Source organism: Pseudomonas sp. AP3_22 TE3818 (genome assembly GCF_053628995.1).
The window spans coordinates 1900305-1915327 of record NZ_JBRJHL010000001.1 but is presented as its reverse complement, the minus strand read 5'-3'; the positions used below and the strand labels follow the sequence as shown (position 1 = coordinate 1915327).

14 protein-coding genes are annotated in these 15023 nt (G+C 61.3%); 9 read left to right on the top strand and 5 right to left on the bottom strand.

Annotated features, from left to right (window positions below; genetic code table 11):
- The first annotated feature begins 157 nt into the window (after window positions 1–157).
- Window positions 158–706 (top strand): RNA polymerase factor sigma-70, encoded by a 549-nt coding sequence (locus AB7M25_RS08955; RefSeq protein ID WP_429389147.1) that lies wholly within the window; start codon window positions 158–160, stop codon window positions 704–706.
- Between the two features lie 126 nt (window positions 707–832).
- Here AB7M25_RS08955 and AB7M25_RS08950 read toward each other — a convergent pair whose 3' ends face one another.
- From AB7M25_RS08950 to AB7M25_RS08940, 3 genes are all read right to left on the bottom strand, one after another.
- Entirely contained in the window at window positions 833–1846 is a 1014-nt protein-coding gene (locus AB7M25_RS08950) for a GNAT family N-acetyltransferase (protein ID WP_454237175.1), read from the bottom strand.
- Window positions 1847–1922: 76 nt separating this feature from the next.
- Complete coding sequence (locus AB7M25_RS08945) at window positions 1923–2744, bottom strand: substrate-binding periplasmic protein (RefSeq protein WP_429389151.1); 822 nt, start codon at window positions 2742–2744, stop codon at window positions 1923–1925.
- An 89-nt stretch (window positions 2745–2833) separates the two neighbouring features.
- On the bottom strand, window positions 2834–3460 hold the full coding sequence (locus AB7M25_RS08940) for a TetR/AcrR family transcriptional regulator (protein ID WP_429389153.1): 627 nt from the start codon (window positions 3458–3460) through the stop codon (window positions 2834–2836).
- Window positions 3461–3637: 177 nt separating this feature from the next.
- Between AB7M25_RS08940 and AB7M25_RS08935 the strand changes: the two genes are divergently transcribed.
- The 8 genes from AB7M25_RS08935 to ppnP all read left to right on the top strand — a co-directional run bounded on the left by AB7M25_RS08935 (window position 3638) and on the right by ppnP (window position 12965).
- Complete coding sequence (locus tag AB7M25_RS08935) at window positions 3638–5440, top strand: acyclic terpene utilization AtuA family protein (RefSeq protein WP_454237174.1); 1803 nt, start codon at window positions 3638–3640, stop codon at window positions 5438–5440.
- 12 nt (window positions 5441–5452) lie between these two features.
- Window positions 5453–6322, top strand: a complete 870-nt coding sequence (locus AB7M25_RS08930) for an SDR family oxidoreductase (RefSeq protein WP_007973449.1) — start codon at window positions 5453–5455, stop codon at window positions 6320–6322.
- A gap of 3 nt (window positions 6323–6325) precedes the next feature.
- A complete protein-coding gene (gene atuC / locus AB7M25_RS08925; RefSeq protein WP_429389158.1) occupies window positions 6326–7942 on the top strand; it encodes a geranyl-CoA carboxylase subunit beta in 1617 nt (538 codons plus the stop codon).
- Window positions 7943–7966: 24 nt separating this feature from the next.
- Complete coding sequence (gene atuD / locus AB7M25_RS08920) at window positions 7967–9124, top strand: citronellyl-CoA dehydrogenase (protein ID WP_454237173.1); 1158 nt, start codon at window positions 7967–7969, stop codon at window positions 9122–9124.
- Window positions 9121–9918: an enoyl-CoA hydratase/isomerase family protein gene (locus AB7M25_RS08915; RefSeq protein WP_454237172.1), complete on the top strand. Its 798-nt coding sequence runs from the start codon at window positions 9121–9123 to the stop codon at window positions 9916–9918. The genes atuD and AB7M25_RS08915 overlap by 4 nt, the downstream gene beginning before the upstream one ends.
- Before the next feature lie 118 nt (window positions 9919–10036).
- Window positions 10037–11998 carry an acetyl/propionyl/methylcrotonyl-CoA carboxylase subunit alpha gene (locus AB7M25_RS08910; RefSeq protein WP_454237171.1) on the top strand — a complete coding sequence of 654 codons (1962 nt, stop codon included), beginning with the start codon at window positions 10037–10039 and terminating at the stop codon, window positions 11996–11998.
- 70 nt (window positions 11999–12068) lie between these two features.
- Entirely contained in the window at window positions 12069–12611 is a 543-nt protein-coding gene (locus AB7M25_RS08905; protein WP_429389164.1) for an exonuclease domain-containing protein, read from the top strand.
- A gap of 69 nt (window positions 12612–12680) precedes the next feature.
- Window positions 12681–12965 carry a pyrimidine/purine nucleoside phosphorylase gene (ppnP, locus tag AB7M25_RS08900; protein WP_007973461.1) on the top strand — a complete coding sequence of 95 codons (285 nt, stop codon included), beginning with the start codon at window positions 12681–12683 and terminating at the stop codon, window positions 12963–12965.
- Window positions 12966–13050: 85 nt separating this feature from the next.
- Here ppnP and AB7M25_RS08895 read toward each other — a convergent pair whose 3' ends face one another.
- Together AB7M25_RS08895 and AB7M25_RS08890 are read right to left on the bottom strand one after the other, a co-directional pair.
- Complete coding sequence (locus AB7M25_RS08895; protein ID WP_429561558.1) at window positions 13051–13857, bottom strand: MOSC domain-containing protein; 807 nt, start codon at window positions 13855–13857, stop codon at window positions 13051–13053.
- Between the two features lie 173 nt (window positions 13858–14030).
- Window positions 14031–14966 carry a chemotaxis protein CheV gene (locus AB7M25_RS08890; protein WP_429389168.1) on the bottom strand — a complete coding sequence of 312 codons (936 nt, stop codon included), beginning with the start codon at window positions 14964–14966 and terminating at the stop codon, window positions 14031–14033.
- Window positions 14967–15023: the final 57 nt, after the last annotated feature.

The following is a 15023-nucleotide window of genomic DNA, read 5'->3' as shown; positions in this document are numbered from 1 at the left end:
AACGTGTCGCAGTTCGCACTCTGCACCTTTGTTGCTCAGTAATTCTATTTCTCATTTGACAATCATTATCATCAAGCCTAATTTGTCGCTCGATTGTGCAGGACGGCCCCCCGGTTTATCCCCGTCCCACTAACCTTTTGGCAGCAGGGTGATTTCCATGATGGAACCAGTATCCACAAGCAGGTGCGATACACCGCTACTTCAGGCATTCGTCGATAATCGACTGATTCTGGTGAAGATCGCAGCCCGTATTACCGGTTGCCGCTCACGTGCCGAAGATGTTGTGCAGGACGCGTTCTTCCGGTTGCAATCAGCCCCGCCCATCACCAGTTCGATCAAGGCCCAGCTCAGCTACCTGTTCCAGATCGTGCGCAACCTGGCAATCGACCACTACCGCAAGCAGGCGCTGGAGCAGAAGTATTCCGGCCCTGAAGAGGAAGGGCTGAATGTGGTGATCCAGGGTGCGTCACCGGAAACTTCGCACATCAATTTCTCGACGCTGGAGCACATTGCCGATGCGTTGACCGAGTTGCCGAGCCGTACCCGCTACGCCTTCGAGATGTATCGCCTGCACGGCGTACCGCAAAAAGACATCGCCCAGGAACTCGGCGTCTCGCCAACCCTGGTGAACTTCATGATTCGCGATGCGCTGGTGCACTGCCGCAAAGTGTCGGGGAATCGTGGCGATATAGCCGCTCGCCACTAAGATCTGAAATCTGCGTCGCTCCCTTCGCGAGCAAGCCCGCTCCCACAGATTCAGCACACACCCTGTAGGAGCGAGCTTGCTCGCGATAGCGGACTCAAGATCTATACAGAGCTTGAGCCGTACCTATCAAGCCAGTGCGCACCGATCAAAAAACCGCTCACGCCCCAACACCATCAAGGCCGCGCGCTTGTGCGGGAAGTCGAACTCTTTCTCGCAGTGAAAGCACTGGTTGTGCATGTACCCGATCATCTTCGAGTTATCGGCACGCGGCTCGGCCACTACGCGCTGCGTGCGCGGATCATCGAGAAACAGGTAATGCACCAGCGCCGATAACCAGCTCGCCACCTTGTGCGGACCGCGATGGTTTTCCTCACCCACCAGCATGTGAATGCCACGGTCGTAATCGCCGGCATCATAGAAGGGTGCGATGCGATCCTCCTTGGCCCAGTAGGCTTCGAAGTAAGCGAACGGCTGATCGTCGAAACACCCGATCAGCGTCAGGGTGTGCGGATCAGCCTCGAGTTTGCTCAGGTATTGGCGATGCTGTTCGAGGCTGCCCTGCTCCTGCCAGAAGCTGGCGACGCGCGGACTGTTCTGCCAACGATTGAAACGCGCCAGGTCTTGCTCGATTTCCAGGGTACGCAGGGAAACCCAGGCGCCCAGCTGCGCATCGTATCGTCGATACACCTCACCCCGGGGTTTCACCGCTCGCAGTGGGTGACGCTTGCCGCCGGTGATGACCATTTGCTGTGGGTAGCTGCCGGTCAGGGAATGCCCCAGCCATGGCTGCGGCAACTGCCAGAACAAGGTGCGCTCGCAGCAATACTGGCCATTGACGGAAGTCGGAATCAGCAAACCACTGAGCACAGCTTCGTGCGGCACCTCTTGCAGTTGCCAGACCAGGCGCTGACAGTCGGAGTCGCGGGCGAACAGCCAGTAACAGGCCGCCCATATCGCTTGCCCTTCGGGATGACTGAAGCGCTCCAGCAATTGCACGTGCAATTCGGGGCCAGGATTGAGCCGCAGGATGAGCAACGGCTGCCCTTCCAGGCTGAGGCTCAGGCGGCCTTGCGTTTCATCAGCGGCAAGACGACTGCCGGTCGGCAGGCACAGGGCAGTCAGGTCATTCAGATTGGACATGGGGGCGGACTCACGATAATCGTCGACAGTTCAACGAGGTGACGTCAGCCACGGCGGGAAATTTAGGAAAAGAACGTCAATTGACGACTTGAGGTGCCGGTTCTTTGTGCGGGACCGGCACCACCGCAATCTTGTACGGATCGAAAATCCTCAGCATCTGGCCACCGTCCCGCAAGCCTTGCAACAACTTGCCGAAGGCCTCGCCGCTGATGGGGGCCGCCGGGCGCAGGATGGCGTAATGGTGATAGAGCTGATCGATGCGATCGGACGCCAACAACTCCTTGGCGACATTCGGATTGCGCAAAAAATAGTCGTTCAGGTAAGAGCGCGTGACCAGGGCGATGTCGGCGCGACCGCGTAACACCATCAGCAGATTGCTGTCATGGGAATAGGTCAGCGTGGCATTGTAGTTTTTCGCCAGGTACTGGGGCTCGGCATTGAAGTTGGCGAACTCGTAGTGATAGCCGCTGAAGAGTGCCAGGCGCTTGCCGCTCAGGTCGGCAAAATAGCTTTGCTGCCGATCGGGCAGGCGTTGCGCGACAAAAATCTCGGCGTCTTCCAGCCCCATGTCGACGGCGGTATGGGGAATGTCTTCCCAACCCCAGGCCGGATTTTCGAAGATGGCCATGTCGACCCGCCCCTGCTTCAAGTCACCGAAACGCCGTGGAATGGACGTGGGCACCAGGACAAACCGATAGTCGCTTTGCGCTGCGTTCAGGGCCTCGACCAACTGCGGCAGCAACCCGGTATCGGCCCCGGATTCCGGGCGCACGGTGTAGGGCGGAAAATGCGCGGCACCAATGCGCACCAGTTGCGCAGCCTGGGATGGCAGCACCGTTAACACCGCAAGCGTCGCGAGCAAAAGCCGCGAAGCTGTTCGAATTGGCGACCCCCTCAAAACAGCTCACTCCCCAATAAAACGGCATCGATGACTTCAAGCTAGGCGTTTTCGTCAAGTTAGCCAGTTTAATGCTGGCCAACACAAATTTATTGCCGGTCTTCCAGCACCAGAATCAACGCTTCATCGGCCAACTGATCAAGGCTCATGCTACCGCTGGCGCGAAACCAGGTGGTGGTCCAGGACAATGCGCCGGTCAGGAAGCGGCGGGTGATGAACACATCGCCGCGGATAAACCCGGCGCTCTTGGCTTCGCCCAGTACTTGCAGCCAGATGTCTTCGTAGATTTCGCGCAGCGCCAGGACCTTGGCCTGGCCCTCTTCGGACAGCGAGCGCCATTCGTAGACCAGCACGGCCATGGCCTCGCCGCTGCCGCCCATGATCGACTGCAATTCACAGCGGATCAGCGCCAGCACCCGTTCGCGCACATTGCCGGCCTCGGCGATGGCCGCACGCATCAACGCAGTGTTGTAGCGGATGGTTTCCTCCATCACGGCGCGCAGGATTTCGTCCTTGCTTTTGAAGTGATGGAAAATACTCCCGGACTGGATGCCCACGGCACCGGCCAGATCGCGCACGGTGGTGCGCTCATAGCCTTTATTGCGGAACAGGTGGGCCGCCACTTGCAGCAGCTTGCCACGGGCGCTGTCCGGGTCGGTCAATTGGCCGTCGTCCACCAATTCACGCATGACCCTCAGGGCTTTTTGCTCGTCCACCCGTTCTCTCCTACAGTCGATCAATCAATAACGCCGATCACCCCGAAAACAGCGGGGTTGCGCGGGCAATTTAAGCTCATGGATGCAACCAAGCAAGCGCTTGGCAGAAGATAACCCAGTCATTTACAAACCAAGCGCTTGCTTGGTAATGTCGACGCACTTGAGTTGGAGGTGGCTATGGAACGGACTGCGCCAAAATCAATTCGCATCGGTTGCGCCAGCGCCTTCTGGGGCGATACCTCGACCGCTGCCGCGCAACTGGTGGAACACGGGCATCTGGACTATCTGGTCTTCGACTACCTGGCCGAGATCACCCTGTCGATCATGGCCGGCGCACGGATGAAAGACCCCCTGGCCGGGTATGCGGGTGACTTCATCGAAGTGCTCGCCCCCTTGCTGCCGCAGCTCGCGCAGCACAACATCCGGGTCATCAGCAATGCCGGCGGGGTCAATCCCCAAGCCTGCGCCGCCGCCCTGCAAGCGGCTTGCGACAAGGCCGGGGTGGCGTTGAAGATCGCCGTGCTGCTGGGTGACGACCTGCAACCGCAACTCAAACAGCTGGGCAGCCAAGGCATTCATGAAATGTTCAGCGGTGCGCCCCTGCCATCGAGGTGCGTCTCGACCAATGCCTACCTCGGCGCACCCGGCATCGTCGAAGCCCTGCGTCTGGGCGCGGACATCGTGATCACCGGACGCGTGGTCGACAGTGCCGTGGTCAGCGCTGCGCTGGTGCATGAGTTCGGCTGGTCGTGGCACGACTACGACAAACTCGCCCAGGCGGCATTGGCCGGGCACATCATCGAATGCGGCGCCCAGTGCACGGGCGGCAACTTCACCGATTGGCGCGATGTGCCCGACTACGAACACATCGGTTTTCCCATCGTCGAAGTCAGCGCCGACAGCCAGTTCATCGTCAGCAAACCGCAAGGTACCGGCGGGCTGGTCACGCCACTGACGGTGGGTGAACAGATGCTGTATGAAATCGGTGATCCGCGCGCGTATCTGCTGCCCGACGTGGTGTGCGACTTCACTCAGGTCAAACTGCTGCAACAAGGCAAGAACGCGGTGCAGGTGCACGGCGCCAAAGGCCTGCCGCCGACGGCTCAATACAAGGTCAGCGCCACGTACCCCGATGGTTTTCGCTGTACCGCCAGTTGCCTGATTGCCGGCATCGATGCCGTCGACAAGGCGCAGCGAGTCAGCGCGGCGATCATCAACAAGACCTCGGAAATGTTCAGCCAGCGCGGCTGGGCGCCGTACAGCGAGGTGAATATCGAGTTGCTGGGCAGCGAGGCCACCTACGGCCCCCACGGCCAGCGGCAGGACAGCCGCGAAGTGGTGATCAAACTCGCCGTGCGCCATCCGGACAAGCAGGCCTTGATCGTGTTCTCCCGGGAGATTGCCCAGGCCGCCACCGGCATGGCGCCAGGGCTGACCGGCATTGTCGGTGGTCGGCCGACGGTGTATCCGCTGATCCGACTGTTCTCGTTCCTCATCGACAAAACCGCCTGCACGCTGGACATTGACTTCATGGGCCGGCGCCACCCCTGTGCCCTGCCCGCCCTCGATACGCTCGACCCGCTGGACCTGCCAGCCCCGTTCGCTGCGCCGAAGCCGACCGGCCAGGCCGACGCCAGCGTGGCCCTGGTCAAGCTGGCGGTCGCCCGCTCTGGCGACAAGGGCAACCACAGCAACATCGGCGTCATGGCCCGCGATCCCGAATTCCTGCCATGGATCGCCGAAGCCCTGACCCCGGAGGTGATCGTCGACTGGATGGGCCACGTCCTCGATCCCATCCACGGGCGGGTCGAACGCTGGTACTTGCCCGCCAGCCACAGCCTGAATTTCCTGCTGGAAAACGCCCTCGGCGGCGGCGGTATCGCCAGCCTGCGCATCGACCCGCAAGGCAAGGCCTTCGCCCAGCAACTGCTGGAAATCCAGATCCCGGTGCCGCAGCGCATCGCCGACCAGTTCAACTAGAGGATTGCCGCCATGGCCTACGATTCGATTTTCAAAGCCGATTTGTTTGCCGGCCAAAACATCATCGTCACCGGTGGCGGCAGTGGCATCGGCCGCTGCACCGCCCACGAACTGGCGGCCCTCGGCGCCCATGTGCTGCTGGTCGGGCGCAAGGCCGACAAGCTCAAAACCGTTGCGGCAGAGATCGCCGAAGACGGTGGCAAGGCCGACTGGGCTGTTTGCGATATCCGCGAGGAAGAAGCGGTGACGCATCTGGTCAGCGAGCTCATTCGCAAGCATGGACCGATCCATGGCCTGGTCAACAATGCCGGCGGGCAGTACCCGTCGCCCTTGGCCTCGATCAATCAAAAGGGTTTCGAAACCGTGATGCGCACCAATCTGGTGGGCGGCTTCCTGATGGCCCGGGAAGTGTTCAACCAGTCCATGAGCCAGCACGGTGGCGCCATCGTCAACATGCTCGCCGACATGTGGGGCGGCATGCCCGGCATGGGCCACTCCGGCGCGGCACGTTCGGGCATGGACAACCTGACCAAGACCGCCGCGTACGAATGGGGTCATGCCGGGGTGCGGGTCAACGCCGTGGCGCCGGGCTGGGTTGCCTCCAGCGGCATGGACACCTACGAAGGCGCCTTCAAGGCCGTGATCCCGACGTTGCGCGAACACGTACCGCTCAAGCGCATCGGCACCGAATCGGAAGTCAGCGCGGCGATCGTTTTCCTGCTCAGCCCGGCAGCGGCGTTCGTCAGCGGCAGCACCCTGCGCATCGACGGCGCCGCCAGCCTCGGCGGGCGCGCCTGGCCGATCCATAAAGCGACCAACAGTGAGTCCTACAACGGTTTCCACCGCGCCTACATACCCGACGTGTTGAAGGACAAGGAATAACCCATGCCGGTGATTCAGTCGCAACTCGACCCCCACAGCGAGTCGTTCGTCCAGAACCGTGCTGCGATGCTCAGCGCCATCGAACAAGTCCGCGCGCTCGAACAGAACCTGCTGGACAAGGCCGCCGAAGCCAAACCCAGGTTTGAAAAACGCGGTCAGTTATTGCCCCGCGAACGCCTCAATCTGCTGCTCGACCCCGGCGCGCCGTTTCTCGAACTGGCGAGCCTGGCCGGCTACAAGCTGCACGACGACAAGGACGGCAGCTGTGCCGGTGGCGGCCTGATCGCCGGCATCGGCTATGTGTCTGGCGTGCGCGTGCTGGTAGTGGCGAACAACAGCGCGATCAGGGGCGGAACCATCTCCCCCAGCGGCTTGAAAAAATCCCTGCGCCTGCAACAGATCGCCATGGAAAACAAACTGCCGGTGATCACCCTCGCCGAAAGCGGCGGCGCCAACCTCAATTACGCGGCGGAGATTTTCGTCGAAGGCGCGCGCAGCTTTGCCAATCAGGCGCGGATGTCGGCCATGGGTTTGCCGCAGGTGACGGTGGTGCACGGCTCGGCCACGGCGGGAGGCGCCTATCAGCCGGGTTTGTCGGACTACGTTGTAGTGGTGCGCGGCAAGGCCAAGCTGTTTCTCGCCGGGCCGCCACTGCTCAAGGCCGCCACCGGCGAAGTCGCGACCGATGAAGAACTGGGCGGCGCCGAGATGCACGCACAGACCGCCGGCACCGCCGAATACCTGGCTGAAAACGACGCCGACGGTGTGCGCCAGGTACGCGAGATCGTCAGCCTGCTGCCGTGGAACGAGCAGTTGCCCCAACCGCACGAACGACGCTGGGAGGAGCCGCTGTACCCCATCGACGAACTGCTCGGCCTGATCCCGGATGACCCGAAAAAACCCTACGACGTACGCGAAATCATCGCCAGGATTGCCGACGCTTCGAACTTTCTCGAGTTCAAGGGCGAGTTCGATCAGCAGACCGTCTGCGGTCACCTGAAAATTCAGGGACGCGCCTGTGGCTTCATCGGCAACAACGGCCCGATCACGCCCAAGGGCGCGAGCAAGGCTGCGCAATTCATTCAGCTGTGCGACCAGAGCCAGACGCCGCTGCTGTTTTTCCACAACACCACCGGGTTCATGGTCGGCACCGAATCGGAACAGCAGGGTGTGATCAAACACGGTGCGAAAATGATTCAAGCAGTGGCCAACGCCCGAGTGCCGAAGCTGACCATAGTCGTTGGTGGCTCCTACGGTGCCGGCAACTATGCAATGTGCGGGCGCGGCCTCGACCCGCGTTTCATCTTCGCCTGGCCCAACAGCCGCACCGCGGTGATGGGCGGCGCGCAAGCGGGCAAGGTCCTGCGCATCGTCACCGAGGCCAAACAGGCCAAGGACGGCCTGGTGCCCGATCCGAAAATGCTCGACATGCTCGAACAGGTCACCGCGCAGAAACTCGACAGCCAGTCCACGGCGCTCTACGGCAGTGCCAATCTGTGGGACGACGGTTTGATCGACCCGCGCGATACCCGGACCTTGCTCGGTTACTTGCTGGACATTTGTCACGAGGCCCAGGTGCGGCCATTGCAAGCCAACAGTTTTGGCGTAGCCCGGCTCTAGGCCGGCTCAAGGAGAACAATAAAAATGATCTTCACCCAGGAACACGAAGCACTGCGCCGCACCGTGCGCCAATTCGTCGAGCACGAGATCAACCCGCACGTCGAAGAATGGGAAAAGGCCGGGCGCTTCCCCATCCACGACATCTTCCGCAAGGCCGGCGATCTCGGCTTGCTGGGCATTTCGAAACCGGAAAAATTCGGCGGCATGGGGCTCGACTACAGCTATTCGATCGTCGCCGCCGAAGAATTCGGCACCATCCATTGCGGCGGCATCCCGATGTCCATCGGCGTGCAGACCGACATGTGCACGCCGGCACTGGCCCGTTTCGGCTCCGATGAATTGCGCGACGAATTCCTGCGCCCGGCCATCAGCGGCGAGCAGGTCGGCTGCATCGGTGTTTCCGAAGTCGGTGCAGGTTCCGACGTCGCCGGGCTGAAAACCACCGCGCGCAAGGACGGCGACGACTACGTGATCAACGGCAGCAAGATGTGGATCACCAACTCGCCGAGCGCCGACTTCATCTGCCTGTTGGCCAATACGTCGGACGACAAGCCGCACATCAACAAGTCGCTGATCATGGTGCCGATGAATACGCCGGGCATCAGTTTGAGTTCGCACCTGGACAAGCTCGGCATGCGCAGTTCGGAAACCGCCCAGGTGTTTTTCGATAACGTGCGCGTGCCGCAGCGCAACCGCATCGGCCATGAGGGCGCGGGGTTCATGATGCAGATGCTGCAGTTCCAGGAAGAGCGCCTGTTCGGCGCGGCCAACATGATCAAGGGCCTGGAATATTGCGTCGACAGCACCATCGAATACTGCAAGGAGCGCAAAACCTTCGGCAATGCGCTGATCGACAATCAGGTCATCCACTTCCGTCTCGCAGAACTGCAAACCGAAATCGAATGCCTGCGGGCACTGGTCTATCAGGCCACCGAGCAATACGTCAAAGGCCAGGACGTCACGCGCCTGGCCTCGATGGCCAAGCTCAAGGCCGGGCGGCTGGGCCGCGAAGTCAGCGACAGCTGCCTGCAGTATTGGGGTGGCATGGGCTTCATGTGGGACAACCCGGTGGCCCGCGCTTACCGCGATGTGCGGCTGGTGTCGATTGGCGGCGGCGCCGACGAAATCATGCTGGGGATCATCTGCAAGTCGATGGGCATCCTGCCGGGGAAAAAGAAATGAACAACCTGCCGGTTTGCCAGACCTTGCTGCTGGAACTGCACAACGGCGTGTTGCACGTCACCCTCAACCGCCCGGAATGCCGCAATGCGATGAGCTTGCAGATGGTCGCCGAGTTGCGTTCGGTGCTGGCGGCGGTACGTGATAAACCAGGGGTTCGCGCACTGGTGATCGGTGGCGTCGGCGGGCACTTCTGTGCTGGCGGCGACATCAAGGACATGGCCAACGCCCGCGCTCAGGGCCCAACTGCGCATCGGGACCTGAACCGGGTGTTCGGCGCGCTGCTGCAAGAGGTGCAACACGCACCGCAAGTGGTGATCACGGTGCTGCAAGGCGCGGTACTCGGCGGAGGTCTCGGCCTGGCCTGCGTCAGCGATATCGCCCTGGCTGATCACCAGGCGCAATTCGGCCTGCCGGAAACCAGCCTGGGTCTGCTGCCGGCGCAAATCGCACCGTTCGTGGTCCAGCGCATCGGCCTGACCGAGACCCGGCGGCTGGCCCTGACCGCGGCCCGGTTTGATGGTCACCAGGCACGGCGCATGGGGCTGGTGCATTTTGTCGAGCATGATCCGCAGGCCCTGGCCGAGCGTCTCGATGAGGTGTTGGCCCATGTCTTGTGTTGTGCGCCGGAGGCGAATGCGATGACCAAAAAACTCCTGCTGGCGAGTGCCGGACAACCGTCGGATGCCCTGCTGGATCAGGCTGCCGAATGGTTCAGCGAAGCGGTGACCGGAGCAGAAGGCGTCGAGGGAACGATGGCCTTCGTGCAAAAACGCAAACCGGGCTGGGCCATTTAAAAGCTTCGCTGGCAAGCCAGCTCCTACAGGGTTTGTGTGTGACATGAATCCACTGTAGGAGCTGGCTTGCCAGCGATGAAGCCCGAACAGACACCGCACAATCTGAGAGACACCGCCCATGCCCGGACTCAAGAAAATCCTCATCGCCAACCGCGGTGAAATCGCCTGCCGCATCCAGCGCACGGCCCAGGCGCTGGGCTATCGCACGGTTGCCGTGTTCAGCGACGCCGACGCCGATGCATTGCACGTGCAGATGGCCGACGAGGCAGTCAACATCGGTCCGGCCGCAGTGCAACAGTCTTACCTGAACATCCCGGCCATTCTCGACGCCGCCCGGCGTACGGGGGCGGATGCGATCCATCCGGGCTACGGTTTCCTCTCGGAAAACGCCGGGTTTGCCCGCGCCTGCCAGGATGCCGGCATCACCTTCATCGGCCCCAGCCCCGAGGCCATCGAACTGATGGGCAGCAAGCGCCTGTCGAAGATCGCCATGATCGAAGCCGGTGTGCCCTGCATCAAAGGCTATCAAGGCGCCGAACAGGACGACGCCACCCTGAGCCGCGAAGCCGAGCGCATCGGCTATCCCTTGATGATCAAGGCCAGCGCTGGGGGCGGTGGACGCGGCATGCGCCTGGTGCACGAAGCCAGCCATCTGCTGGAACAGATTCGCACTGCGCGCTCCGAAGCCCTGAACGGATTTGGCAGCGACGAACTGATACTCGAACAGGCACTGATAGAACCCCGTCATGTCGAGATTCAGCTGTTCGGTGACCGGCATGGCAACCTGATTTACCTCGGCGAGCGCGATTGTTCGGTGCAGCGTCGGCATCAGAAAGTCATCGAGGAAGCGCCCTGCCCGGTGATGACCCCTGAACTGCGCCAGGCCATGGGCGAAGCGGCGCTCAAGGCCGGCCGGGCGGTGCAGTACGTCGGCGCGGGCACTGTGGAATTTCTGCTGGATGCCCGCGGGCAATTCTATTTCCTGGAGATGAACACCCGACTGCAAGTCGAGCACCCGGTGACCGAATTGATCACCGGGCTGGACCTGGTGGCCTGGCAATTGAACATCGCCGAAGGGCAACCACTGCCCTTGCGCCAGGAACAGGTGCAACTCACGGGCCACGCCATGGAAGTGCGCCTGTATGCCGAAGACCCGGCCCAGGGTTTCCTGCCCCAAACCGGTCGCGTCGTGGCCTGGGAACCGGGATTGCAGGAGGGCGTGCGGATCGACCACGGCCTGATCGAAGGTCAGCTCATCAGTCCCTTCTACGACCCGATGCTTGGCAAGCTCATCGCCCACGGCGCCACCCGCGAGGAGGCCCGGCGCAAATTGCTGCGGGCGGTACAAGACAGCGTGCTGCTGGGGGTGCAAAGCAATCAGCGTTTGCTCGAAAACCTGCTGGAGCACCCGCAGTTCACCAGCGGCGACTTCAGTACCGGGTTCATCGCGCAGCACTTTACCGACCCTGCCGGTCTGCAGTCCCATGCCCCGGGTGCACAACACCTGGCCATCGCAACCGCCCTCTTCTACCAGGCTTCGGCACAGGCTCATCCAGCCCCGCTCGGCGGTTGGCGCAACAATGCCAGCGTGCCCCTGCACTATCGTATCGGCCTTGAGGATCAGGACTGGGTGGTGACGTTGCAGGCAATCCCGGGTGAACCATTGCGCATTCAGGCCGCCGAACGCTGCCTCGAGCTGAAGGTCCTCCACTGCGACGGACGCTGGGCCACCCTCGAAATCGATGGCATCCGCCAGCGCCACGCCTATCGCCTGGAGGCAGGGCAACTCTGGCTGTTTACCCGGCCGGGCAGCTTGCAGTTTGCCGATCGTACTCAGGCGCAGGTTTCCAGCCGGGCCAGTGTCAGTTCCGGCACCCTCAAGGCCCCGATGGACGGTGCGATTGTCGACGTCCTGGTCAATGAAGGCACCCCGGTCATTAAGGGCCAGCTGCTGGTGGTACTGGAAGCGATGAAAATGGAGCACCCCTTGAAATCAGGCATCGACGGTGTCCTGAAACGCTTGCAGGTCAAAGTCGGGGATCAGGTGAAAAACCGACAGATACTGTTGGAGGTCGAATAAGGCGCTAGGCGGAACCGCCGGGTTTGGCTACGCTCAAACCCTACAGGACGCGGATACCAGGAACCCTGCAATGCCTCATTGGCTGGTCATTGATCTGGAGGCCACCACCGATGAGGGTGGATGGCCCGTAACGGATATGGAAATCATTGAAATCGGCGCCACCCTGGTGGACCGCAAGGGACGTGAACTGGACCAGTTCCAGCGCTTCGTCCGCCCCTTGCGGCGGCCCTTGCTGACGCCGTTTTGCCGCGAGCTGACGCACATCACCCAAGCCAACATCGATGCGGCGCAACCGCTGGGCGAAGTCTGGCCGGCGTTTGAACGCTGGCTCGGCCATCACCACACGCGACTTGAAGGCTGGGCCAGTTGGGGCGATTACGATCGCAAACAGCTGCTTCAGGATTGGCAGCAACAGGGACTCGTCAGTGTGCTGGCCAACGTGCCCCACATGAACCTCAAACAGCGCTTTGCCAAGGCCAGGCGCCTGGAACGCCCGCTGGGGCTCAACGGCGCCCTGCAACTGGCCGGACTGCAGTTCACCGGCCAGCAACACCGGGCGCTGGAAGATGCGCGCAATACCGCACGCCTGCTGCCACTGGTTCTTCCGCTTTAGACAGGTGACGACACCCGGGGCCTTGTGCATACTGGCCGGCCCTTTTTAGCCCTTTTCGAGGAATCGCCCATGTTTAAAGTCAACGAGTACTTCGACGGCACCGTCAAGTCGATCGCCTTTGGCACCGCAGAAGGTCCAGCGACCATCGGCGTCATGGCTCCGGGCGAATACGAATTCGGCACCAGCCAGCGTGAAATCATGCACGTGGTCAGCGGCGCATTGACCGTCAAACTGCCAGACAGCAACGACTGGGAAACCTTCGCCGCCGGCAGCCAGTTCAACGTGCCGGCCAACAGCAAGTTTCAGTTGAAAGTGGCCGTCGACACCGCTTACCTGTGTGAATACCGCGGCTAAACCCGCAGGCTTTGCCGAAATAAAGGTCAGCGCAATAAAAATGCCCGTGTTTTTCGACACGGGCATTTTTTTGCTCTGCGCAAAATTATTCGAGGATCTCCACCGGCATGCCGACTTCGAGTCGACCGTTGCCGTCGTTGACCAGGTTCTGGCCAAACATCGCGCCGTCAGCCTGCGAACGGTATTTCTGCAAGGTTGCCAGGGGTTCGCGGTCGTCGCTGCGCTCGCCGGTTTGCGGGTCGATGGTGGTCAGGATGCAGCGTGAGCAGGACTTGACCACGCGGAACTCGACATCGCCGATGCGGATACGCTTCCAACCGTCCTCGGCGAAAGCTTCACTGCCTTCGATCACCAGGTTGGGCCGGAACCGCAACATCTCCAACCGACGCCCGACCTGTTTCGACAAGTCCTCGAGGGAGGCCTGGCCAATCAGCAGCAGCGGATAGCCATCGGCGAAGGCCACCTGGTCGTCATCCTTGCCGTAGCCCGCCTCCGTCATCCGCGCCCGATCCAGCGGCACTTGCACCAGACGTGTCGGTTTACCAATGAACTGGCTGACCCAGGCTCCGGCTGCATCGCCTGCATCGGGGACCCGCAAGGTATCGCGCCAGATCGTCACGCCACGCAGTTCTGCATCAAGGCCGGGCAAGGCTACGTCGATCGGCGAATGACCAGGCGCACTGAGCGTCAAGCCGCCTTCGGCATTCCACAACGCCGACAACTGGCTCATCTGCGCCACCGCACGCTGGGTCAGGAAACGACCGCTGGCTTCATCCACCAGCATCCAGCGGCGATCGCCGTCCAGACCGAGTTTATCGAGACCGGTCTGTTGCAGCATCTCGCCCTTGGCGGACTTCAACGGATAACGATACAACGCGCTCAGACGCAACATGGCCAGCTCCCTGTTAGGCAAAACGCCACCCTATACGAGCTTGATCAGCGAATCAAAGAGCAAAAAACTGTAGGACCGAGCTTGCTCGCGAAAAACCCAAGGACGCCGCTGGGCATCTGGCTTTACGCGTTATCGTTCAAGACCATCGCGAGCGGGCTCGCTCCTACAAGGGCTCAGACGGTGACTTCGTCAAGCATCAGGCGCTGGCGCACCACGTCGACGAGTTTGTCCGGCTGAAATTTGGAGAGGAAATTGTCGCAGCCGACCTTTTTCACCATCGAATCGTTGAAGCTGCCGGACAACGACGTGTGCAGCACCACGTACAAGCCACGCAGGCGCGGATCGTTGCGAATTTCGGTAGTCAGGCGATAGCCATCCATTTCCGGCATTTCCGCATCGGTGAAGACCATCAGCAGTTTTTCGGTCATGTCCACGCCGGTGTCGGCCCAGGCCTTGAGCATGTTCAAGGCCTTTAATCCGTCGCTGGCGATGTGCATCTTCACGCCCAACTGTCCCAGGGTATCGCGCAATTGCGCCAGGGCCACATTCGAGTCATCCACCAGCAGCACCTCACGGCCACGGGCGCGTTCCAGTACCGGATCTTCGAGCTTGTCACGGGAAACCTTGGCGTTGTACGGGACGATTTCGGCCAGGACCTTTTCGACGTCGATGATTTCCACCAGTTGATCATCGACCTTGCTGATGGCGGTCAGGTAATGCTGGCGACCGGCACTGCTCGGTGGCGGCAGGATGGCTTCCCAGTTCATGTTGACGATCCGGTCCACGCCACCGACCAGGAAGGCCTGAACCGAACGGTTGTACTCGGTGACGATAATCGTGCTGCCAGGCCCCGGCACCAGCGGGCGCATGCCGATGGCCTGGGACAGGTCGATCACCGGCAGGGTCTGGCCACGCAGGTTGACCACGCCGCAGACAAAAGGATGGCGCTGCGGCATCAGCGTCAACTTTGGCAACTGCAGCACTTCCTGTACTTTAAAGACGTTGATCGCGAACAATTGCCGTCCGGCGAGCCGGAACATGAGAATTTCCAGGCGATTCTCACCCACCAGTTGCGTGCGTTGGTCTACCGTGTCGAGAATGCCGGCCATCAATGACTCCTGGTCTTGTTCGGATGAATTCACTTAGAGAAAGTTATCGGCTGTTTT